Genomic DNA, 22210 nt, shown 5'->3' with positions numbered 1-22210 from the left:
GGCTGCGATTAGCGCGGCACCGTGCGCAGCGGCACGGGGTTGGCGATCACAGGCGGTTTGAGCGCGAGCATGGCTTCGCGCCAACGGGGCTCGAATTCCCCGAGCGGCATACTGCTCAGCCGCGCGAAGGCCTCTGCCGCGGGGGCGTCGACCGCCAGCGCAGCGGCCAAGGCGTCGAGCCGGTCGGCCGTGCAATCGCCTCGCTCGACGGCCAGATACCAGGCCACGCCCCAGGCGTACAGGTATTGTCGCTGGGCCGCGTCACGATCGTCATGAGCGCGCAGCCAACTGGGACCGTCGGCTGCGAGCAGCTCGGCCAGCGCGAGTGGTTCGTCGCCGTTCAGGTCGGCTTGCAGCAGCGCCAGGCGCCGCGGGTCGGGTGCATCGATCCGCAACTGCCCGGCCTCGAACCAAGACGCCTCGAAAACCTGGGCCAGGCCTTCGTGCAGCCACCGGGGCAGCTCGTGCCGCGGCGTGCTGAAGCGGGCGTCGAGCCAGGCGTGCAGCGCCTCGTGGGCGAGCGTTGCCAGCAGAGTCGCCGCGGCCTCGTCGAACACGGCCGCGTTGCGGCGTTCATAGTCGTTGATCGTGCGGCGCACGCGGTCGACTTCGTCTTCAAGCTGGCGCCGCGTTAGCAAATTGAGCTGTCGCAGCTCGGAACTGCTGGCCCCCTGCTCACGCAGCCGGCGGCTTTCTTCGCGCAGCCGCTCGGGCAGGCCCGCCACGAGCGTTTCATACTGGCGGATTATCTGTTCGTGTTCGGCGCGGGTCGCGGTGAGCTCAGCGGCCAGCTGGCGGATGTCGGCCGCGGCGATGATTTCTCGTCGATCGGCCAGATAGACGGCCGTGCGATCGAGAGGCAATTGCAAGTCTGCAAGGTGTCGGCGCTGCTCGTCCGCCGTGGCGTGCAGGTAGATGTGCACGGGTGTTCCCGTCGAGATCTGCGGCAACAACTGTGCGAAGCCGGCGAAATACTGGCGCAGCCGGACCACGGCCTGGCGCGTCGTCAGGTCGTCGGCCGTGCTCGTCAACAAGAAGTCCGCATCGCGAAATTCGAACACCGGCGGCTTCTTCCCTGCCAACCGGCGCAGTTGGACGGCGGCCAGGTCTTCGGCCTCGATGCGCGCATGGCGGAAGAACTGCTCCAGCCGCTCCTGCAAGGTCTCGTGCCGCGAGGGCTCGAGTCGCTGAACGGATGCGATCTCGCTGCGCCGCAGCCGCAGCCCGACCACGTACATCGGCGCGCCCGCGGGACGCTCGACCTGGAGAAAGTCGAGCATTTGCCGGGTCTCGCTGCGCAACAACCCGCGGTAGACGCGACCGTCGTGCAACGCGACACGTTCGAGCGGCCAATCCGCGTTCGCTGCGCTCGAAGCGGGCTCGTTGGCGACTTCCGCGGACAGGGCCGCAGGCATTCGCGCGACGGACGTCAGGGCCAGCGCCAGCGCGCAGTACCCCAGCCGACCAGCGCGGCGTTGCCGCGTCGTCCAGGCCATGTGCCTCATTGTGCGCCGGTGCTCCTAGCGTGCGCGATGCCCCCGCATCCGCGCAAAGTCCAAACGCCAACTGTGTTTACGATCTCAGGACACCGGGTTTAAGTCAAGTAAACGGCGCGGGATTCACAGCCGGCGGGTGTGCCGAAGCGTAAAACGGTCCACCGTATGACGTACGGCGCCGTGCGCCGCGCTTTTCGGAGCGTCGCGTATAAGCTCCAAACCTTGCGCCGCGCAGGCCGCGGGGAACCGCTCGGCCGCCATGCGTTGGGGGTCGGTCACCAAGGCGAAACCCTCGGCCGACAGGCAGCGGCTGACGGCCGCGGCGACCAGCTTCGAATAGGGCTTCTCGTACAACACGTCGGCAGCGACGACGACGTCGAAGGTGCCGAGGTCTTCGGGCAAAGCCCGCCAGTCGACCAGCCGCGTGACGGGCGGCGAGAGTCCCTGGCGCAGGGCGTTCAAACGCAGCAGATCGAGCGACTCGGTGTAATAGTCGGTCGCCGTGACCTGAAAGCCCTGCACCGTGGCCACGAGCGCAGGCAGACCCATGCCGGTGCCCAATTCGAGCAGTCGGCGCCCCTTGCCGGGGAGCGCGGACAGCATCTCGGACAGCACGACCGCCGAGGGCCAGATTTCGGCCCAGTAGGGTAACCGTTCGTCGCGATTGAAATCCTCTTCGCTGATCAGGGCATCGGCGCTGGGCGGGCGGAGGAATTCAAACGTGCGGCCGCCGATCGTCACCCGGTCTTCGATCAGGGGAAACCGCGCCGCCAGCGGCGGCAATAGTTCGCGCCAGGCGCGATCGTCATTCGAGACAAGCTCGCTCGACATGGCACTTGACCTGCGCCTGCTCGTTCAGCTAGGCCCGTTTGCGCTGAAACTTGAGTTCGGTGAATTCGCGTACGCGACTGGCGATTGCCGGCTCGACGGGCAAACGCTCCATGCTGCTGGCGCCGTAGAAACCGACGATACCTTCAGTGTGATCGAGGATGTACTGCGCGTCGGACGGCTCGGCGATTGGACCGCCGTGGCATAAGACCAGCACCTCGCGGTTGACGCGCCGAGCCGCGTCGTGCATCGCCTGGACGCGGCGCGCCGCGTCGTCGAGCGACAGCGCGGTGTGCGCCCCGATGCTCCCCTTGGTCGTGAGGCCCACGTGCGGAATCAAGACGTCGGCCCCGGCGCGGGCCATCGCCTCGGCCTCGTCCGGATCGAAGGCGTAAGGCGTCGTCAGCAGCCCCTGTTCATGGGCCTCGCGAATCATGTCGACCTCGAGCCCGAAGCCCATGCCGGTCTCTTCGAGGTTGGCCCGAAACATTCCGTCGATCAGCCCAACCGTGGGAAAGTTCTGCACGCCGGAGAAGCCCGCGGCGGCCACTTCGCGCAAGAACAGTTTCATGATCCGAAAAGGATCTGTACCGCAAACCCCAGCCAGGACGGGGGTCCGGGAGACGACAGGCAGCACCTCGCGGGCCATGTCCATGACGATGGCGTTGGCGTCGCCGTAGGGCATCATGCCGGCCAGCGAGCCGCGACCGCCCATGCGGAATTTGCCCGAGTTGTAGATGACCAACAAGTCGACACCGCCGGCCTCGGCCATCTTGGCACTGATGCCGGTGCCGGCGCCGCCACCGACGATGGGCTGACCCGCCGCGACCTTGGCGCGTAGTCGGGCCAGGATCTCTTCGCGCTGAAACAGACTCACCTCGAAGCCTCCCTACCGGTTCTTGGATGTGGCGCCTGCATCAGCGCGATCAAACGCTGCGCGGCTGCCTCGGCAAAGGCAGCGTCGTTGATGTGCAAGTCGAGTTCCGTGACGGGACAATCGCCGCAGTTCCGGCGGATCGACGCGAACAACGCGGACCGGGCCTGCGGATCGTCGAACGGCTGGCCTTCGCGATCGATGGCCGACACGCCCCGGCGCGGCAACAGGATCGCCGACGGTCCGCGCGCCGCACTCAGCTTGCGGCCGATGTCGGCGCCGATGCGGTCGTTCTCTTCGACGGTCGTGCGCATCAGAGTGACCGACGGATTGTGGCGATACAGCTTCCGGCCGGCGAACCGCTCCGGCACCGAGTCGAAGCCGTGAAAATTGACCATGTCGGTCGCTCCTACTGAGACGACCTGGGGAATTCCCACCTCGCCGGCCGCGGTCAGCCGATCGGGTCCCGCCGTGAGAAAACCGCCGACCAGTTCATCGGCCAGCTCGGTCGTGGTGATGTCGAGCACGCCGGCGATCAGCCTGTCGCGCACCAGCGATTCCATGGCCTGTCCGCCGCTGCCCGTGGCGTGAAACACCAGCACCTCGTATCCGGCGGCTTCGAGGACCTCGCGCGCCCGGGTGATACAGGGCGTCGTAACGCCGAACATCGTGGCGGCGACTAGCGGACGATCGTGGCCCGTATCGCGATCGGCCGGATGGCCGACGAGCCCCGCCATGGCGCGAGCCGCCTGGTCGAGCACCGTCCGGCTGATGCGATTGACGCCGGAGATATCGACTACCGAGTTGAGCATGAAGATGTCTTTGTCGCCGACGTACTGGCGGACCTGCCCAGAGGCCAGAGTGCTGACCATCAGCTTGGGCACGCCGAGCGGCAAGGCACGCATGGCCGCGGTGCCGATCGTCGAGCCGGCCGAGCCGCCGATCGAAATCACGCCGGCGACGCGTCCTGCGCTCTGCTCGGCTTGAATCCAGCATTGCGCAGCTTGTGCCGCGGCGGTCACGGCGCGGCCGCGATCGCCGGCGGCGACCAGCTCGGCGCGATCGATGCCGGCGGCTTGAAACACCCGCTCGCGCGATACGTCGGCCTGGATCGTCGGTTCGCCGAGACAGCCGACGTCGACCAGGCGCGCCTGCACGCCGCAGGCCACCAATCGCGAGTGCAGGTAAGCGGCCTCGGCGCCCTTTGTGTCGAGCGTTGCCAGCAGGTATACGTGCATGGGCTCGTGCCGCGTGGGTCGACCAGGCCGTCCGATTAGTACCGGGCCAGGTCCTTGCTCGCGAGTTCTGGGTAGACGGTCTTCAGGACACGCTGCGCCTCAGTGGCCATGAGACGCAAATCGCTCCCGATGGCGATGAACCGCATGCCTTGTTCCGCTCGCCGTAAGGCATGCTCCGGGTCCATCGTGTGCATGCCGGTCGGTGTGCCGGTCTTCTTGCCTGCTGCGACCACGCGCGCCAACATTTGCTCGAACTCGGCGTCCGTGGCCTCGGTACCGTCGCTCGCGCGCATCTGGGCTCGCAGGTCGACCGGCCCGACGAAGATCGCGTCGACGCCTGGCAGCGAGTAGATCGCCTCGGCATTGGCGACGCCCGTCGGGCTCTCGGTTTGCAGTACGACGAGGATTTCCTTGTTCGCTCCGCCGAAATACTCACCCGAGGTGGCGTCGAAATTCAGCGCATGCATGCCCCCGCCCAGGCTGCGGTTGCCGACTGGCGGATATTTGGCGGCGCGGATGGCCACGCGGGCCTGCTCGACCGTGTCGACCATTGGCACGACGATGCCCCAGGCGCCGGCGTCGAGCACCCGTTTGATGTAGTCGTGGCTGCCCTGCGGGACGCGTGCCAGGGGGACACAACCTCCATCGGCCACGGCGGCGAAGATCGTGGCCGCCTGCGACCAGTCGATGGCCGAGTGCTCCAGATCGAGCGTCAGCCAGTCGAAGCCCATGCGGGCCAGGACGCGGGTCGCATACAGATCGCCGAGCGACAGCCAGGTACCGAACGAGGGTTGGCCCGCTTGAAGTTTGCGTTTGACGGGATTTGTTCGCATGTCTTAGCTTGGGTAGTTTGCGATGCAGTCGATGGGGTGAGAAGCAGGTGCCCGCCTGAGTGTGCCGCAGTTTTGGCACACCCCGCCCGGGCCGACAAGCCCCGGCCGCACGAACCCCATGCCCGCCTGGAGTGTCTGTCGATGTCCGAGGAAAGTTCCGCGCCTTTCGTAACCGTGGCCAAGGTCGGATCGATCGCGCCCGGCCAGGGGGCGACCTTCGCCGTGGGCAAGCGCCAGGTGGCCGTGTTCAACGACGGCGGCCAGTATTTCGCCATCGACGATCTCTGCCCGCACCAGGGGGCGTCGCTCGGCTCGGGCGAGGTCGAGGGGGGAGTCGTGGCGTGCCCCTGGCATGCCTGGCGTTTTCGGGTTTGCGACGGTACCTGGTGCGACAATCCGCGGCTGAAGGTCGACGCCTTCGCGCTGCGGGTCGTTGGCGACGAGATCCAAGTCCAGGTTCCCTAGCGGTCGTTGCGTCAACTCGCCGGAGAGCTGCCCCGATGCGATTTACGAAGATGCAAGGCGCCGGCAACGACTACGTCTACCTCGACTGTTTTGCGCAGCCGGTGCCCCACGATCCAGCCGAGACGGCCCGGCAGATCTCCGATCGGCACTTTGGTGTCGGCGGCGACGGGATGATCTTGATCTGCCCTTCGGACGTGGCCGACGCGCGGATGCGGATGTTCAACGCCGACGGCTCGGAAAGCGAGATGTGTGGCAACGGCATCCGCTGTGTGGCCAAGTATGTCCACGACCACGGGCTCGCGCGTAAAGACCGGTTGCGGATCGAAACCGGGCGCGGCGTGCTCGAGCTCGAGCTCGTGGTGCGCGAAGGCCGTGCCGAGCAGGTTCGCGTCAACATGGGCCGGCCGATTCTCCGCCCGGCCGACGTGCCGACGACCTTGCAGGCCATCGGCGGCGACGACGCGCCGGCCGTCGATGTGCCGCTGGTTATTTCCGGGTGTACGTTTGCCGTCACCTGCGTCTCGATGGGCAACCCGCACTGCATCACCTACGTCGAACGGGCCACCGACGAACTGGTCCTGGGCTTGGGTCCTCAGTTCGAACGCGACGGGCACTTTCCCCGCCGCGTGAACGCCGAGTTCGTCGAGGTGCTGGCGCGCGACGAGGTCCGCATGCGGGTTTGGGAGCGTGGTAGCGGTGAGACGCTGGCATGCGGCACGGGGGCCTGCGCAGTCTGCGTGGCGGGGGTGCTTTCCGGACGTACCGACCGCCGGATCACGGCCCATTTGCCCGGAGGTGACCTCGTCTTGGAATGGGCTGCGGACGATCATGTCTACATGACGGGGCCGGCCGTCGAAGTGTTTTCCGGCGACTGGGAGCCACGCCGGAGTTGAATTCTTGGGGCCCAACGCGCCCCGCCGATTCGCTCCGCCAGCCGACAAGGACGTCGTGCCCGTGAAAATCCGCAGCCGCACGCTCAATCGGATCATCGGTCTGGCCGGGGCCACCGCGATTCGCGGCTGGATGGACACACTCGAATACCGGGCCCTGTTCTACGACCGCTCGGTCGATCCGGTCGATCCGTCCTATCGCGGTCAAAAGATCTACTTGTTCTGGCACGAGTACATCCTGTTCCCGTTGAGCCTCCGCGGTCACTGCAATCTGGCCATGTTGCTGAGCCGGCATCACGATGCCGAGCTGCTGAGTTTCGCTGCCCGGCACCTGGGCTTCGAGTTTGTACGCGGCTCGTCTTCGCGCGGCGGGGTCGCAGCGCTGCGCGAGCTGCTGGCCAAGAGCGCGACGATGAACCTGACGATTACGCCCGACGGTCCGCGCGGGCCGCGGCGCACCCTGGCACAGGGGCCCATCTATCTGGCCTCGAAGCTGCAACTGCCGCTGGTGCTCCTGGGCCTGGGATTCGATCGGCCGTGGCGCTTAGGGAGCTGGGATCGCTTTGCGCTGCCGCGCCCCTATTCCCGCGCGCGAGGAGTCGTGAGCCCGCCGCTGTATCTGCCGCCGCGCTTGGATCGCGACGGCATCGAGCATTACCGCGTCGAAGTCGAGCGGCTGCTCAATCGCTTGACCACCGAGGCCGAACTCTGGGCCGAAAGCGGTCACGCGCGCCAAGGCGACTTGCCGGTGCGGCGCGAAGCGGCCCGCGGACTGCGCCGCCGTAGCGGATCGCCAATGCCCGAGCCGGCCCCTTGGCTCGATCACGATCTCGCACCGGCGGCCTGATTCGCGCCTGCGCGTTTCGCTCGCCGGGTTGCGAGCGGCTACGGCGCTGAGAATTCGCTTGGACTGTGCCCCCTCGTGCCCGATAATCGACCGACGCGTTCTGCGCGATTGGGTCGAACAGCACACCGGAGGGCGAGCGATGAGCACTTCCTGGAATCGGCGGCGGTTTTTGCACGCGGCCTTGTCGACCAGCGGCGCCGTGGCGAGCCTGTCGTGGGCCGCGCGGAGGCGTGCGGCGCAGGCCGAAGAGGCCCCCGCCGCCCCATCGAGCGCCGCCGACGAAATCGTGCTCGGCATCATGGGCGTTGCCAACCGCGGCCATCAACTGGCCAAGGCCTTTGCCGGGATTCCCGGTTGCCGCATCGCGGCGATTTGCGATGTCGACGAACGGCTGCGCGGCAAAGTGGCCGAAGAAGTCACGAGCCTGACCGGCCGCCCTGTCGAGCAAGTCGGCGATTTCCGCCGGCTGCTCGACGATCAGGGCGTCGACGCGCTCGTCTGCGCGGCTCCCGACCACTGGCACGCGCCGGCCACCGTGCTGGCCTGCGCGGCGGGCAAGCATGTCTACGTCGAAAAGCCGGCCTGCCACAACGGCCGCGAAGGCGAGTTGATGATCGCCGCGGCGCGGAAGCACCAGCGCATCGTGCAAATGGGCACCCAGCGCCGTAGTGCGCCGCCCATTCGCCAGGCTATTGAGCGGCTGCACGCCGGCGAAATCGGTCCGGCGCGATTTGCCCGCGGCTGGATCGTGAGCACGCGCCCGACGATCGGCCGGCAGCAAGGCGGCTCCCCGCCGGCGTGGCTCGACTACGCGCTTTGGCAAGGCCCCGCGCCCGAGCAGCCGTATCGCGACAACATGATTCCCTACCACTGGCACTGGTTCTGGCACTGGGGTACCGGCGAGCTGGGCAACAACGGCATCCACGCGCTCGATCTTTGCCGGTGGGGATTGCAGGTCGACCGTCCGCGTCAGGTCACTTCGAGCGGCGCCAAGCTGTTCTTCCAAGACGACCAGCAAACCCCCGACACGCAACTGGCGACGTTTCTGTTCGGCCCCGGGGGCGAAACGCCGGACAAGGCCATCCACTGGGAACACCGCACCTGGAACAAACGCGGTTTTGAAGACTCGGCGTTTGGCGCCCACCTCTACGCCGACGGCGGCTCGCTCGTGATCACCTCGAACGCGTGCACCTTCTACGACATGGACGGCAAACAACTCGATCGCCAGGAAACCACCAGCGGCGAGAACGAGCATCTCGCCGATTTTCTGGAGTGCGTGCGCACCAACCGGGCGCCGCGCGCCGAAATCGAGATCGGCGTGACCAGCACGCTCATGTGTCACTTGGGCAATATCGCCTATCGCACGGGCCAGGTTGTCAAGACCGACCCCGCGACGGGCCGTCCGGCCGGAAATGCCGAGGCCGAGGCCCTTTGGGCCCGAGAATATCGCCCCGGCTGGGAGCCGCAGGTGTAGAATCTGCGTACGGCCGCAAGCGTTTGCTGCTGCGGCAACTTCGGGTCAGTCCCGTCCGGTGATTTCCGGGGGGCTTGATCAGCGGAACAGAGGAGAAGCTCTCCATGGCGCTGCGATACGTGCTGGCCGCGACCCTGCTGCTCGGAGTCGCGCGAGGGGCCCAATCGGCAGAAGAGTTGCCGCTGCCGGCCGCGGTCGAGTGGAATCGGATCGAATTGACCGACCCGGCCGGCCAGACGCGATCGCTCGCCGATTTGCGCGGCGAGCGCGGCCTGGTTGTGGTGTTCATTGGCACCGAATGCCCCGTCGTACAGCTCTACTTGCCGCGTCTGGCCGAGTTGGCGCCGACGTTTGCCAGCCGCGGTCTGCCGCTGGTGGCTGTCGACGCCAATACGCAGGATTCGGCCGCAGAACTCGCCACGCTGATTCAAGAATTCAAACCATCATTTCCGGTGCTTCGCGACCAGCCGGCGCGCCTGGCCGATGCGCTCGGTGCCACACGCACACCCGAGGCCTTCGTCCTCGACGCGGCCGGTGCCATTCGGTACCGCGGCCGGATCGACGATCAATTTGCGCCCGGCTACCAGCGTTCCGGTCCCCAGCAGCGGTTTCTGCTCGAAGCCGTCGAGGCGCTGGCGGCCGGCAAAGAGGTCGCGCCGGCCAGCACCGAGGCCACGGGCTGCTTGATCGGCCGGGCCAAGCCGCGGGCCGCGGTCCCAGCGGCCGATGCCGGGGGTGACGTGACTTACGCCGAGCACGTCGCGCGGGTCTTGGCCCGCAACTGTGCCGCCTGCCACCGGGCGGGCGACATCGCCCCGTTCGAGCTGACCGACTTTGCCTCGGCCTCGGCCTGGGGCGAAACCTTGCTCGAGGCCGTTGATGCAGGGCGCATGCCCCCCTGGCCTGCCAATCCGCGTTACGGCAAGTTCGTCAACGAGCACCGGATGAGCGACGCCGATCGGCAATTGCTCCACCGCTGGGTCGCGGCCGGCTGTCCCGAGGGCGACCCGAACCGGCTGCCGCCGGCAGCAGAGCTGGCAGTGGCCAAAGAGAACTTCGTGCCCGACGTCGTGTACCCGGTCTCGGACCGGGCCTTCGAAGTGCCTGCGACGGGCGTTGTCGACTACGAATACCTGGCGATCGACCCGGGTTGGAAGGAAGACCGTTGGATCACGCGTGCGCAGATGTATCCGGGCGAACGCTCGGTGGTGCATCACGTGCTGATCTTCGTCCGCCGGCCGGGCGTCCAGTACGAAGGCGTCTATCCGGGCGAGCTGATCGGCGGCTTCGTGCCGGGGCTCCGGAATACAACCCTGCCCGATGGCACGGCGTATCGTGTACCAGCAGGGTCGAAGATTATCTTTCAGATGCACTATACGCCCAATGGCATTCCGCGCCGCGACCTGAGCTATGTCGGCTTCAAGTTTGCCGACCCGGCCAACGTCGAACGCGAGGCCACGATGCGGCGGGTCTCGAACTTGATGTTCCAGATTCCGCCGGGGGCGGCCAACTACCCGGCCGAGGCGACCTACCAATTCAGTCGCGACGGGCTGCTGCTGAAGCTCGTGCCGCACATGCACGTGCGCGGCAAGTCGTTCCGCTACGAAGCGACCTACCCCGACGGGCGCCGCGAGGTGCTGCTCGACGTGCCGCGCTGGGACTTCAATTGGCAGCTCGAGTACGCGCTGGCCGAACCGAAACTCATGCCGGCCGGTACCCTGCTCACCTGCAAGGCCGTGTACGACAATTCGGCCGGCAACCCCGCGAACCCCGATCCGAAGGCCTGGGTCACTTTCGGCGAGCAGACCTGGCAGGAGATGCTCTTGGGCTTCTTCACGGTCAGCGAACCGCGCAGCGCCGTCGAAGAGCGCTCGCTCGACGAGGTCGCCGGGGCCGTGCGCCGCATCGTGCAGGCGGCCGCGACCGAGGGCACCCAGGCGTCGGGCGAAGGCGTGCAGATCGAACGCTGGACGCGCCGCTCGTTCGACCTGGCCCGCGCCGCCGCGCGGCTGCGACAAGGCCACAGCGGCTCGCGCATCGAGGAGGCCGAACACATCGTCATGGGCGGATTTGCCGAGGCCCGCAAGCAGGGACTGCTGCGCCCCGTCGAGCCTGGCGGCGACGAAGTCTTGCCCGGTGTGCGGGTGCCCGGTACCCGGATGCGGCGCGGCGCGGCGTTCATGCAGCGCGGCGCGGGCGCACTGCGCGAACTGCTGACGGAAAACGACATTCGCGAGGTGCAGGTCGAACCGGTCCCCTGGCCCCTGGGATCGGCTCCGGAGACCCTGCCCGGGTCGCCGCCGCCCCCTGAGGAACTTCCTGCGCCCGCGGAGAACGCGCCGCAGACCGAGGGCGTCGACATCTAGCGCACCGGTCGCGCGCATGCGGTCCCTGGGTTGGCCCGGCGCTGCTTCACTGCAGCGGCGTGATCACCAGCCGGCCGTTCTGGACCTGAATGAACTGCCGCATCAAGCTGGCGGCCAGCGCGGCGAAATCGCCCGGCCGATCGAGCGCGACGTGAATGCCGCACAGGCACATTTCGTCGTTGGTCCCTTGCCCGAAGGTCACGGTTCGCGGCGGCGAATGCGGGTTGAAGGGGTTGCCGGCCGAGTTGTCGTAAACGGCCTCCACATCGATCACCGTGCCCTTGGGCAGCCGGAGCGGTTCGCGGAAGTCATACTGCCCTTGCCAGTTGAAGTCCCAGTCTTTGATCCAGACCAGCGGCGTCGGTTCGCTGGCACCCGGCAGTCGGGCCACGACTTTCATTTCGCGGCCGAGGTAGTGCATGTGCGGCGTCACGCCCAGCGCCGTGACGTCGAGCGGCAGCGTGTAGGCAATTTTCACCGGGGCCTGCGCGTCGCCGGCCGGCAGGTTGATCGAGGTCGTAAGCACGGGAATCGCCGTCACCGGGCGCTGCGCAGGCCGGTCGGTGAAATAAATCCCCAGTGACGAGCGATCGGTTTCGGCCTTGCCCGTCGGTGCATAGTGCATCATCACCACCGGCATGCTGCCGCGCGGCATCAACATGCCCATGCCCTCGGGCAGTCGCCGTACGACGCTGCCGGGCACCCAGGCGTTGAGGTAGCCGATCGGAACAAAGCCCGGCCCGGCCTGGCCATCGTAGCCCGGCAGCGGATCGGCCTGATCGAGTCGTCGTCCCTGGCCGCTCAGGTCGAGAAACGTGATCGCGTGATGCACGACGCGGCGATTGCCGGGGCGGAATTCGCAGGCGGCCACCTCGCGGCCCGTGAATTCTCGCGGGATCGGCAGGGCGAAATAGCGGAGCATGTTCGGGCCGTCGGCCGGCACTTCGACCGTCTCCGGAAACTCGAGCACCAGGTCCGGTTCGCCCAATTGCCACTCGTCAGGAAATGCGGGCAGCGGCGGCAGATCGGCCGCATCACCTTCGGGCGCGCCGCTGGCGACCCAGGCGCGAATCAACGCCCGTTCGCTGTCGTCGAGCCGGCGGCTGTCGACGAACTGATTGAAGCCGGGTGCCGCTTTCCACGGCGGCATGTAGCCGCTTGCCACGACCTCGGCGATTTGCGCAGCGTGTTTACGCACGTCGGCATAGCTCGACAGCGCGAACGGTGCGACCTGGCCTTCGCGGTGGCACGCGGCGCAGCGATGCCAGACGATCGGGGCGATCTCGCGGCAAAACGTCGGGCCAGTGGCCTCGGGCGTGGCCGCGAGTCCCTCGTAGCGGCAGCCGACGGGCTCGGCATACGTCACGACGGCGGCGCGCCCTTCGGCCACGGCATTCAGCGCCTCGCCCAGATTGTGTTCGTCGGGCTGGGGGCGTTCTTTCCCGACGGCCGCAAACCGGTTATCGATCCGCCCGCGATAGACCAGCGCGCCGTCGCGATCGAACACAAACGCCTCGGGAGTGTGCGTCGGGCATAGCCGCTGTACCAGCGCCAACGACGCGTCGAATACGACCGGAAAACCCAGGTCGTATTCTGTGACAAATGCCTGAGCCGTTGCGCGCGACTTCGTGCGATCGGCCAGGATGCCCACGAACGTCAGTCGCAGGCCCCGCGCCTGTTCGGCCAGGCGGTTCAATTCGGGCACGTACTTACAAGCGATCGGGCACTCCGGCGACAGCAGCACCAGCGCATATCCGCGCACCGCCGGATCGTCGCCCAAGCGGTGCTCGACGCCGGCCGTATCGACGACACGGCACCCGTCCATGTCCGGCGACCAGAGCCGTACTGCTTCTTTCCCCTGCGCGGACGAAGGGAGCAATGCCGCCGTGAGCACGGTCAACAACAGCCAGGCACGCTGGTGCCGATTTGTTTGCATGGCCGCGAGAACCCGGTAGGACATACGGGGAGGATCACCCCCCAACCTATACTGCCGTCGAGCGGTCAGGGTGTCAGGAGCAATTCCAGGTAGCTGCGCCGCTCGGACTGCGACAGGCCCAGTCGTGACGCCAGGCTGGTCAGCGCCGCCCGGGTCGCATCAAGCTGGGCCGGCTCGGCCTGAAACTCGAGTTCGGTAAAGGTTCCGAGCCCTTCGACCTCGTCGAGGGCGATCTCGCAAGTGCGCCCTTCCCAGACGAGTTCCGCCTTGCGGCGCGCCTTACGCACGGCCCGGACGGGGCGGAAGCCCAGGGCCACGAGCAGGGCCTCGTAACCGGCCGCGGCGTCGTCACCCGGCGCCAGAGGAAGCTCGATCTCGCGCCGGGTCTTGGTCGCAGCATCGAGCTTGGGGCCCTTGTAGGTCACTCGGTTTTCGCTTCCGACACGCCGGATGCGGAGGGCCTCGTCGGTTTGGGCAAAATCGCGTGCCGGGTGCGCAAAGTACTGGTCGACTTGCACGATGGGCTCGGCCAGGCAAACGCCCAGATCGCCCAGCCGAGCGACGAACGCGGGCGGATCGGCCAGCGGGAATTTCTGCTCGACTTCCAGCATGGGAGGTTAATTCTAGCGTGCCGTGGTGCGCGATCGGCGACTCGCCCGGCGCGTCGTAAGCCTATGCCGGGGCGATTCTTTTTGACAGTGCGCAATCGGCTCGTTATGAAAGAATTTCGGTTATGCGTGCCCAAGGGCTCGGTATCGAGCGGCAAGTCGCCCAGGGGATCGGGGCGATGACAGGCGTCTTGCGCCACCCTGTGCGGCCCGTGACAGAACCGGGTGTCGAAGCTTGTCCCGGCGGGACCGTATGAAGCGGGGCCGTGAGAAGCCGGGGCAGGAGCGCAGTCCCGACGCCCGGCAGCACCGAGCAGCAGCCTTTGATCCATCCAATCGTGTTTTTCTCCGTGAAGCCCGTCTGGGGGGAGTAGTCCCGGCATGAAATTGCATGAGTACCTGTTGAGCCACGCGGAACGGACTCCGGACCGGATCTTCCTTGAATTCATGGGAATGCAGATCCCCTTTTTCGTCGTGGCGACGCAGGCGAAGCAGGTCTGCCAGGGACTGCGCAACGTAGGCATCCAAGCAGGCGAGAGCGTCGGCGTGATGCTGCCAAATATCCCGCCGTTTGTGTCGAGCTATTTCGGCACGCTGATGAATGGCTCGGTCGTCGTCACGATGAACGTGCTGCTGCAGAAGAACGAAATCCAGTACCTGATCCAGGACAGCAACATCCGCGTGATCATTGTGTTCGAAATGTTCCTGCAGCAGGTTCATGACGCCGTCAGCGAAATGGAAAACCCGCCGCTGGTCTTCGTGGTCGGCGAAGATCCCGGTTCGCATCGCCCTTACCACGACCTGATGCCTGCCATCGACGAGTCATTCCAGCCGACCGACGTCGATCCGTCGCTGCCGATCATGACACTCTATACGTCGGGCACCACCGGCAAGCCCAAGGGCGCCCAGCTTACGGCGGCCAACGTCGAGGCCAACCTCGACATGCTCGAATCGTTGCTGCCGGTCGAAACCAACGACAAATGGCTGTGCGTGCTGCCGTTGTTCCACGTGTTTGCTCTGAACGGCATCCTGAACGCCTCGGTGCGCCACGGCACCTGCGTGGTGCTGCACCCGAGGTTCGAGGTCGAGGGCTGTTTCAAGAGCCTCGTCGAGGACGGCATCACGTCGTTCGCCGGCGTGCCGACGATGTATTTCTACCTGCTCAAGCACCCACAGGTCGGCAAGGCCAAGTTCCCGGCGCTGCGCTACTGCATCTCCGGCGGCGCGGCCATGCCGGTCGAAGTGCTCAACCAGTGGGAAAAGACCGTCGAGGCGCCGATCTACGAAGGCTTCGGCATGACCGAGACCACGGTCAGCGTGAGCATCAATCTGCCCGACGCTCGCAAGGTCGGATCGATCGGTCGCCCCTTCAAGGGCGTCGACATGCGGATCTTCGACGAGCAGGACGTTGAAGTGGCCGACGGCACGGTGGGCGAGTTGGTGATCCGCGCCCCCAACATTATGAAGGGCTACCTGAACAAGCCGGCCGAAACGGCCGAGGCCATGCGCAATGGCTGGTTCCACACCGGCGACATGGGCTATCGCGACGCCGACGGCTTCTACTACATCGTCGATCGCAAAAAAGACATGATCATCAAGGGTGGGTTCAACATCTACCCGCGCGAGATCGAAGAAGCCATCTACGAGCTGCCCGAGGTGGCCGAGGCGGCGGTGATCGGCGTGTTCGACGAGGCCAAGGGCGAACTGGTCAAGGCGATCATCGCCTGTAAGCCCGGCATGTCGCTGTCGCCTGCCGGCGTCGATGCGCATCTCCGCGCACGGCTAGCCAAGTACAAACTGCCGCAAGAATACGAATTCTTGCCCGAGCTGCCTAAGGGCCCCACGGGCAAGATTCTCAAGCGCGAGTTGCGCGACGCGAGCCAGCAATGGAACCGCGATCACACGCAAACCAAGCTCGCGAGCGAAAAGTCGACGGCCACGGCCTCGGCGACGTAGGCGAATGTGCCCAGGTGCCAGCGGCAGCGGGGCGACTAGAATCTCCCGCCGGACGGCTGTGTCCGGCGCGAATTCGGGGTCGTGCCGAGCCTTGGGCCCATGCAGATCGCGCTCGTCTATCCGCATCAATTGTTCGCCGAGCATCCGGCGCTGGACGGCGCGGCGGCGTGTGTGCTGGTCGAAGAGCCGCTGCTGTTTAGCCAATACCGGTTTCACGCGCTGAAGCTGGCCCTGCACCGCTCGGCGATGCAGCAGTTCGCGGCGCGCGTGCGCCGCCGCGGCATCGCCGTGCACGTCGCCGAGGCGCACCAACTCTGCGACACGGCCAGCATCGCGCCGCTGTTGCGGCAACTCGGCGCCACGCAGGCGCGCCTGGTCGATCCTTGCGACGATTGGCTGCTGACCCGGTTGTCGCGAGGGCTCTACGCGGCCGAGTTGCCGGTGACCTTGCTGGAAGACCCGCATTTCCTCACGCCGCTCCGGGATTTCAACGATTTTTGCGACGGTCGCCCGCGGCTGCTGTTTGCCGATTTCTACCAGTGGCAGCGACAGCGGCTAGGTATTCTGCTCACGCCGCAGGGCCGGCCCCACGGCGGCAAGTGGAGCTTCGACACGGCCAACCGCCGCAAACTGCCGCGCCGCATGGCAATACCTTGGCTTGACCGGCCGACACCCGATGCGCACGCCGCCGCGGCCGGGCGGTATGTCGCTGAACGGTTTCCGCGTGCCCGGGGCTCCGGCTGCGAACTGCGTTACCCGGCGACGCCCGAACAGGCTCAGGCCTGGCTCGGCCAGTTTCTCGACGAGCGATTGCCGCTGTTCGGCGACTACGAAGACGCGATTGCGGCCAGCGAAAGCTACCTGTTCCACTCGGTGCTTACACCCGCCTTGAATTGCGGCCTGCTCTCCCCCGCCGAGGTGATCGAGCAAGCTCTGGAACGAGCTGATCGCGTACCGCTCAACTCGCTCGAAGGTTTCGTGCGCCAGGTGATCGGCTGGCGGGAATACGTCCGCGGCGTCTATCACCGCTGGGGCCGGCGGCAACGGACGTTGAATTTCTGGGGGCATCGCCGCCCGATGCCCCGGGCCATGTACGACGGCACCACCGGCATCGACCCCGTCGACACGGTGATCCATCGCGTGCTCCAGCATGCCTATTGTCATCACATCGAGCGATTGATGGTGCTGGGCAATTTCATGTTGCTCTGCGAGATCGACCCCGACGCGGTTTATCAGTGGTTCATGGAGCTGTTCATCGACGCCTACGATTGGGTGATGGTGCCCAACGTCTACGGCATGAGCCAATTCGCCGACGGCGGGCTGATCACGACCAAGCCGTACATCAGCGGCTCGAGCTACGTGCTGAAGATGAGCAATTTCCAGCGCGGGCCCTGGTGCGCGGTCTGGGACGCGCTCTACTGGCGCTTCATCGATCGGCACCGCGAGTTCTTTGCCGGCAATCCGCGGATGGCGGTCATGGTGGCGCAGTGCGAGCGCCTGGGCAGCCGCCTTGTCGAGCATCACCGCACGGCGGAGAACTTTCTTGCCAGGTTGCACGGCTAGCCGCGGCCGCCCTACGCTGGTCGTCCGGGTATTCGTCCGAAGTCTGGCCGCGTGCAACATGGCATCGCCACTCCAACGCAACGCAATCCTCGGGCTCGTCGCCAGCCTGGGTCTGGCCGGGGCGAAACTTGTGGCCGGCGTGGTGGGCCATTCCACGGCACTCGTGGCCGACGCAGTCGAGTCGCTGGCCGATTCCGTGGGCTCGATCGTCGTCTGGCAGGGTTTGCGCGTGGCCGATCGACCGCCCGATCGCGATCATCCTTACGGCTACGGCAGGGCCGAGGCCGTGGCGGCGCTGGTCGTCGGCGGGTTATTGCTGCTCGCGGCGACGCTGATCGTCGTCAAGGCGTTCGGCGAGATGATGACGCCGCATCAGGCCCCCGCCGCGTGGACGCTGCTGGTGCTGCTGGTGGTGCTGGTCGTCAAAGAGGGGCTCTTCCGGCTCGTGCTGCAAGGTGCCGAGGAGTTTGCGTCCGACGCGGCCCGGGCCGACGCCTGGCATCATCGCAGCGACGCGATCACCTCGGCAGCCGCGTTGGTGGGCGTGACCCTGGCGGTCTGGGGCCCCGGCTGGTTCGGCTACGAGCGGCTCGTCCTGGCGGACGAGGCGGCCGCGATCCTCGCCAGCGGCATCATCGTGCTGACCGGCGTGCGCTTGATCCGTCCGGCGCTGGGTGAGCTGCTCGACGCGGTGTCGCACGAATTGGCGGCCGACGTCCGCCGCAGCGCCGCGCAGTTGCCGGACGTGCGACTGATCGAGAAAGTCCATGCCCGCAAGAGCGGCCGCGGTTACCACATCGATCTGCACCTGCACGTGCCGCCGGACATGGACGTGCGGACCGCGCATGCCTTGGCCGGTAAGGTCAAGGCGCACATTCGCGCCCAGCACCCCAGCGTGGAACAGGTCTTGATCCACATCGAGCCTGCCGAGGAGTGAGGCCCCTAATTCGCCTCGGGGACCGATAAGGTCCGCTCGCTTTCCGTGTTTGCCGCAAGCTCGTCGGGCCAGAACCAGGCGGGTTTGAACCGTCCGGCCGCATAGAGCGGCAATTGATCGGCGAAATGCTTCGATTCCGGGTGGTCGGTGATGCCAAACGGCAGGCAACTGACGGCCCGGGTGCGGCCCGAAAAGTCGATCAGCATGCCATAGCTGGAACCCGTATCGCACCAGAGCCGGCCGTCGCGGACACTGCCCGAACTCGGTCGCAGGGCGGCGCCGATCAGAGCCGTGGCGCCTGCCCCGCGCGGGATCCCGCAGCCGATCATGCCCATTTCAACGTCGCCGCGGCGGATGCGGCAGAAATCCTGCCACGGTAGATCCAGCGGCTGCGATGCGCCGCGCAACCGATCGGTAACGGCCAGCACGGCCGCCGCGAGCGGGGCGTCATCGCTGGGCGGTTCTTTGCCAAGCAGCGCGGCGACGGTCTTGTCGGTGGCCAGGTGCCAGAACAGCGCCGCCCCGCGCGAGGTCAGATCAGTCCGTCGATCCCAGCGGTCGAGCACCGTGGCCACCTCGGTCAAGGCCGCGCGCCGCTCCGCATCGTGATCGGCCTGGCGCAACAGCGCGGCCACGAGCGGCGGGACATATCGCCCGGCCGCTTCGATCTGCGTATCGGTTGCATACGCCGCCAGTTCATCCCAATCGACCAACGTGTCGTTGGACAGCAGCTCGTTCAGTCGCCGCGAGCGGCTGTTCGCCAATTGACGATTCATGTATGGCGGAAAAGTGCTCAGGTCCGGTGCGCCTTCCGGCGTGACGTTCTGGGGGCCGCTGTTGGCGTTGAGCAGAAACCCGGCCGGCGGATTGAGCGTCTGGGGCAGCTCTTCGAGCGGGTGAAACCCCTGCCATCGGGCCCACGCTGCGTCGCCCGGACGCAGGTCGCGGGCATCGATGCGCGTGTCGCGCTCGGCCACGCGCCCGTTGCTGACGTAGTAGATGTCGCCGGCCGTGTCGGCGTAAACGATGTTGAACATCGATAGTCCCAAGGGACGCAGCGCGTCGCGGAACTCGCCGACGTTGGCCGCTTGCGCCATGTGGGCCAGTTGTTCCACTCGGCCGCCGATTTCCGGCAGCGGTAGGGCAAACACGTAGGCCTTGCCCGCGGCCTCGGCAACGACGGGCCCGACCGAGGTCCATTTGCACGCGCGTGCCCGCTTGTTTGACGCGCCGTCGCCGCCGGTTGCCGATGCGATCGCATATTCCTCGGTCGCCGTGCGGAACGCTTGCCAGCCGTCGACGTCCTTGTATTGGGTCGGGTCGTCGGGCCGCACTTCGAAGACGAACACGTCGCCCAGGTCGGGCCCGTTGACGGTCATGCACCAGCCGCTGTGATCGGTGCGGCCCATGCTGACATAGGGCGACCCGAAGAAGCAGGCCCCCATGACGTTCGTCTCGGGCCCCACCGTGTGCATCTCGTACCAGCGAAAGAAACCGCTCAGGGGCAAATGGGGATCCATCGACAGCAGCGCCTGGCCCGTGGCCGACCGCCGCGGCGCGAGGGCAAACTGATTTGATCCCCACAGTTCGTCGGAATCGCGCGGCAGCGCTTCCAAAGCCGCGAGCCGGACTCCTGCCCTTTCGAGATCGCCTCGGCAATCGCGCAGGCAGAACAGCAGATCGATGTATTGGGCAAACGCCAGCACGTGCGCTGGTTCGACCGGCGAGACCCACGACGGAGTTTGCGCGCGATGTTCGGCCAGATAGGCATTCACGCCGTCGCAAAAGGATTCCAGGTCGCGACGCGCGTCGGCATCGAGCTGCGAAACGCCCGCGCGGGCACGCGCCGGCAGTTCGAACAACCGCACGAGATGGTCGATTTCGAGCTGAGCAGCCCCTTCGCGTTCGGCGGCGCGGCCTTGGCCGCGGAGGAAGTTCGTGGCGAGGTTCTCCAACTGGTCCTCGGCCTGCGCGTAGCCCACGCCAAAGAGCAGCTCGCGATTGCCGGCAGCGATCACGTGCGGCACCCCGTACGTATCGCGGACGATCCGCACCTTCCCCGCGGGTGGCGGGTTGTAATCCGCTTGCTCGGCGCCACAAGCCGCCACGTAGAGGAACAGCCAGCAGACCAACGACCCCGACCAACTCGAACGCAGTGTGTTGGAAAACATCGAGTGGTTACCTGTGCCTGGATCAAGCGTTGCGGCCCGGTCTCCGCCGATCGTCGCAGCCGCACGCGCCGGAAAGTCTAACAGGTGGTCCGCGTCGCAGGGGGCGCAGCGCAAAGGGCCTGCGCCGTTCCCTCTTCTGCCTCGACAGCGAAATCGGCTATATTCGCAGGGACGTTGACAAGTGTTCAGCGTGCCGCGGCGAGCGACGGGGCCGTCGACTGCGGCGCGCGACGATTTCACGATTCTTGTTTCCTGCCATGACCCGCGAAGCGATCCTCCGCCCGGCCGACGACCCCCAGGACGACGATCGCGACCTGCGCCCGCAGCGGATGATCGACATGGTGGGCCAGCGCGAGGTAATGGCCCGGCTGGCGATCGCCGTCGATGCGGCCCGCAAACGAGGCGAGCCCTTAGGGCATATCTTGTTCGACGGCCCGCCGGGACTGGGCAAGACGACCTTTGCCACGGTCATTCCGCGCGACCTGGGGGTGCCGCTGCAAATCGCCAGCGGCGCCGCGCTCGACGCCCCCAAGGATTTGCTCCCCTACTTGACTAACATCGAGGAGGGGGCCGTGTTGTTCATCGACGAGATTCACCGCCTGCCCAAGGCCGTCGAGGAGTTTCTCTATCCGGCGATGGAAGACTTCCGCATCGACATCGCCCTGGGCGAGGGCGTCAATGCCCGGACGATCAACATGCCGCTCAAGCGGTTCACGCTGATCGGCGCGACGACACGGCCGGGCCTGTTGTCGGCGCCGCTGCGCGACCGGTTCCAGATGCGCGAGCACTTGGATTTCTACTCGGTCGTCGAATTGGCCGACATTGTGCGGCGCAGCGCGGCCAAGCTGCGCGTGGCCATCGACGACACTTCCGCCGCCATCGTCGCGCGTCGCAGTCGCGGCACGCCCCGAGTGGCCAACAACCGCCTGCGCTGGGTTCGCGACTATGCCACGAGCAAGGCCGACGGTCGGATCACCGTGGCCGTCGCCGAAGCGGCCCTCGACATGCAAGGCATCGACACGTTGGGGCTTGACGTGCAGGATCGCCGCTATCTGGAGACGATCGTGCGTGTGTTTCAGGGTGGGCCGGTCGGCGTCGAGTCGGTCGCCTATACGATGAACACGCCGCCCGATACGCTGATCGACGACGTCGAGCCGTTTCTCTTGCGCCAGGGGCTGTTGATTCGCAGCCCGCGGGGTCGCAAGCTCACCGACGCGGCCTATGAGCACCTGGGCGTGGCTGCCCCCAACTCGGGCGATTCTGAACAGCGGACCCTGTTCTAGGCGGCGGCCCCTGTTCCAGCCGGCCAATGTTCACCCCCGGCCAAGGCCCCGGCGAATGCCACCTTCGGGGCGGTTGCTGGCTCGCATGAATTGCCGCCGAATTCCGTGTCACGTGCTGCGTGCGGCAGGGCGCAAAGGTGCGCAGCACCGCACGCACAGTGCGGCCCTCTCGCACACCTGCAGCACGCTTTTTTCAGCGGATTTTTTATTTTTTTCCCGCGTGTCCCGATGCTTCCCTGTGGGGGCAAGAACTCGTGAAGGCGAGTTTTTTCGGGTCCCTAGGCGATGGCCAGCGGTGCTTGCGAGGGACGCGCCTTGGACCACCGGACGACCACTGCCCAACACAACGCTAATTCGTTTGCGGGCACATGGTTTGCACACCGTGGGCCAATCCCGAGAAACAGGCGCCTGCCTGCGGCGAAAACGCGGGTGCCCAATGCTGAGC

At 66.5% G+C, this 22210-nt stretch carries 17 protein-coding genes; 9 read left to right on the top strand and 8 right to left on the bottom strand.

Annotated elements, in window-relative coordinates; all coding sequences use genetic code 11:
* Nucleotides 1-8 precede the first annotated feature (8 nt).
* From K1X74_10420 to K1X74_10400, 5 genes are all read right to left on the bottom strand, one after another.
* Complete coding sequence (locus K1X74_10420; GenBank protein ID MBX7166748.1) at nt 9-1496, bottom strand: DUF1570 domain-containing protein; 1488 nt, start codon at nt 1494-1496, stop codon at nt 9-11.
* 123 nt (nt 1497-1619) lie between these two features.
* A complete protein-coding gene (locus K1X74_10415; protein MBX7166747.1) occupies nt 1620-2327 on the bottom strand; it encodes a methyltransferase domain-containing protein in 708 nt (235 codons plus the stop codon).
* A gap of 28 nt (nt 2328-2355) precedes the next feature.
* Entirely contained in the window at nt 2356-3201 is an 846-nt protein-coding gene (locus K1X74_10410; protein MBX7166746.1) for a phosphoenolpyruvate hydrolase family protein, read from the bottom strand.
* Entirely contained in the window at nt 3198-4436 is a 1239-nt protein-coding gene (locus K1X74_10405; protein MBX7166745.1) for a Tm-1-like ATP-binding domain-containing protein, read from the bottom strand. The genes K1X74_10410 and K1X74_10405 overlap by 4 nt, the downstream gene beginning before the upstream one ends.
* 35 nt (nt 4437-4471) lie before the next feature.
* Nucleotides 4472-5269 carry a 2-dehydro-3-deoxyglucarate aldolase gene (locus tag K1X74_10400; protein MBX7166744.1) on the bottom strand — a complete coding sequence of 266 codons (798 nt, stop codon included), beginning with the start codon at nt 5267-5269 and terminating at the stop codon, nt 4472-4474.
* A 141-nt stretch (nt 5270-5410) separates the two neighbouring features.
* On the opposite strand from K1X74_10400, the gene K1X74_10395 reads away from it, so the two are divergent.
* From K1X74_10395 to K1X74_10375, 5 genes are all read left to right on the top strand, one after another.
* On the top strand, nt 5411-5734 hold the full coding sequence (locus tag K1X74_10395) for a Rieske 2Fe-2S domain-containing protein (GenBank protein ID MBX7166743.1): 324 nt from the start codon (nt 5411-5413) through the stop codon (nt 5732-5734).
* Between the two features lie 35 nt (nt 5735-5769).
* A complete protein-coding gene (gene dapF / locus K1X74_10390; GenBank protein MBX7166742.1) occupies nt 5770-6627 on the top strand; it encodes a diaminopimelate epimerase in 858 nt (285 codons plus the stop codon).
* Between the two features lie 61 nt (nt 6628-6688).
* The gene (locus K1X74_10385) at nt 6689-7471 is read left to right on the top strand and encodes a DUF374 domain-containing protein (GenBank protein ID MBX7166741.1); all 783 of its coding nucleotides are present in this window, start codon (nt 6689-6691) and stop codon (nt 7469-7471) included.
* A 139-nt stretch (nt 7472-7610) separates the two neighbouring features.
* A complete protein-coding gene (locus K1X74_10380) occupies nt 7611-8945 on the top strand; it encodes a Gfo/Idh/MocA family oxidoreductase (protein ID MBX7166740.1) in 1335 nt (444 codons plus the stop codon).
* Nucleotides 8946-9049: 104 nt separating this feature from the next.
* A complete protein-coding gene (locus tag K1X74_10375; protein ID MBX7166739.1) occupies nt 9050-11311 on the top strand; it encodes a redoxin domain-containing protein in 2262 nt (753 codons plus the stop codon).
* Nucleotides 11312-11357: 46 nt separating this feature from the next.
* Here K1X74_10375 and K1X74_10370 read toward each other — a convergent pair whose 3' ends face one another.
* Nucleotides 11358-13271, bottom strand: coding sequence for a redoxin domain-containing protein (locus tag K1X74_10370; protein ID MBX7166738.1), 1914 nt, complete (start codon nt 13269-13271; stop codon nt 11358-11360).
* Between the two features lie 41 nt (nt 13272-13312).
* Nucleotides 13313-13858 (bottom strand): class IV adenylate cyclase, encoded by a 546-nt coding sequence (gene cyaB / locus K1X74_10365; GenBank protein ID MBX7166737.1) that lies wholly within the window; start codon nt 13856-13858, stop codon nt 13313-13315.
* 378 nt (nt 13859-14236) lie between these two features.
* Between cyaB and K1X74_10360 the strand changes: the two genes are divergently transcribed.
* The 3 genes from K1X74_10360 to K1X74_10350 all read left to right on the top strand — a co-directional run bounded on the left by K1X74_10360 (nt 14237) and on the right by K1X74_10350 (nt 18311).
* The gene (locus tag K1X74_10360; protein MBX7166736.1) at nt 14237-15811 is read left to right on the top strand and encodes a long-chain fatty acid--CoA ligase; all 1575 of its coding nucleotides are present in this window, start codon (nt 14237-14239) and stop codon (nt 15809-15811) included.
* 99 nt (nt 15812-15910) lie between these two features.
* Nucleotides 15911-17374, top strand: a complete 1464-nt coding sequence (locus K1X74_10355) for a cryptochrome/photolyase family protein (protein ID MBX7166735.1) — start codon at nt 15911-15913, stop codon at nt 17372-17374.
* 58 nt (nt 17375-17432) lie between these two features.
* Nucleotides 17433-18311: a cation diffusion facilitator family transporter gene (locus K1X74_10350; protein MBX7166734.1), complete on the top strand. Its 879-nt coding sequence runs from the start codon at nt 17433-17435 to the stop codon at nt 18309-18311.
* A 5-nt stretch (nt 18312-18316) separates the two neighbouring features.
* Here K1X74_10350 and K1X74_10345 read toward each other — a convergent pair whose 3' ends face one another.
* Nucleotides 18317-20482, bottom strand: a complete 2166-nt coding sequence (locus K1X74_10345; protein ID MBX7166733.1) for a penicillin acylase family protein — start codon at nt 20480-20482, stop codon at nt 18317-18319.
* A gap of 257 nt (nt 20483-20739) precedes the next feature.
* Between K1X74_10345 and ruvB the strand changes: the two genes are divergently transcribed.
* Nucleotides 20740-21765, top strand: a complete 1026-nt coding sequence (gene ruvB, locus K1X74_10340; GenBank protein ID MBX7166732.1) for a Holliday junction branch migration DNA helicase RuvB — start codon at nt 20740-20742, stop codon at nt 21763-21765.
* The last annotated feature ends 445 nt before the right edge of the window (nt 21766-22210 follow it).

The organism is Pirellulales bacterium (assembly GCA_019694435.1).
Lineage (GTDB): Bacteria > Planctomycetota > Planctomycetia > Pirellulales > JAEUIK01 > JAIBBZ01.
Note: the sequence above shows the minus strand (reverse complement) of the source record. Positions and strands in the feature narration are given on the sequence as shown.

What these genes read in the sequence shown, in the direction of transcription:
- K1X74_10370 (MBX7166738.1), bottom strand. Translation starts at nt 13,271, where the DNA reads ATGTCCTACCGGGTTCTCGCGGCCATGCAAACAAATCGGCACCAGCGT.
- K1X74_10375 (MBX7166739.1), top strand. Translation starts at nt 9,050, where the DNA reads ATGGCGCTGCGATACGTGCTGGCCGCGACCCTGCTGCTCGGAGTCGCG.
- K1X74_10360 (MBX7166736.1), top strand. Translation starts at nt 14,237, where the DNA reads ATGAAATTGCATGAGTACCTGTTGAGCCACGCGGAACGGACTCCGGAC.
- K1X74_10355 (MBX7166735.1), top strand. Translation starts at nt 15,911, where the DNA reads ATGCAGATCGCGCTCGTCTATCCGCATCAATTGTTCGCCGAGCATCCG.
- K1X74_10420 (MBX7166748.1), bottom strand. Translation starts at nt 1,496, where the DNA reads ATGGCCTGGACGACGCGGCAACGCCGCGCTGGTCGGCTGGGGTACTGC.
- cyaB (MBX7166737.1), bottom strand. Translation starts at nt 13,858, where the DNA reads ATGCTGGAAGTCGAGCAGAAATTCCCGCTGGCCGATCCGCCCGCGTTC.
- K1X74_10400 (MBX7166744.1), bottom strand. Translation starts at nt 5,269, where the DNA reads ATGCGAACAAATCCCGTCAAACGCAAACTTCAAGCGGGCCAACCCTCG.
- K1X74_10345 (MBX7166733.1), bottom strand. Translation starts at nt 20,482, where the DNA reads ATGTTTTCCAACACACTGCGTTCGAGTTGGTCGGGGTCGTTGGTCTGC.
- dapF (MBX7166742.1), top strand. Translation starts at nt 5,770, where the DNA reads ATGCGATTTACGAAGATGCAAGGCGCCGGCAACGACTACGTCTACCTC.
- K1X74_10350 (MBX7166734.1), top strand. Translation starts at nt 17,433, where the DNA reads ATGGCATCGCCACTCCAACGCAACGCAATCCTCGGGCTCGTCGCCAGC.
- K1X74_10380 (MBX7166740.1), top strand. Translation starts at nt 7,611, where the DNA reads ATGAGCACTTCCTGGAATCGGCGGCGGTTTTTGCACGCGGCCTTGTCG.
- K1X74_10415 (MBX7166747.1), bottom strand. Translation starts at nt 2,327, where the DNA reads ATGTCGAGCGAGCTTGTCTCGAATGACGATCGCGCCTGGCGCGAACTA.
- K1X74_10395 (MBX7166743.1), top strand. Translation starts at nt 5,411, where the DNA reads ATGTCCGAGGAAAGTTCCGCGCCTTTCGTAACCGTGGCCAAGGTCGGA.
- K1X74_10405 (MBX7166745.1), bottom strand. Translation starts at nt 4,436, where the DNA reads ATGCACGTATACCTGCTGGCAACGCTCGACACAAAGGGCGCCGAGGCC.
- ruvB (MBX7166732.1), top strand. Translation starts at nt 20,740, where the DNA reads ATGACCCGCGAAGCGATCCTCCGCCCGGCCGACGACCCCCAGGACGAC.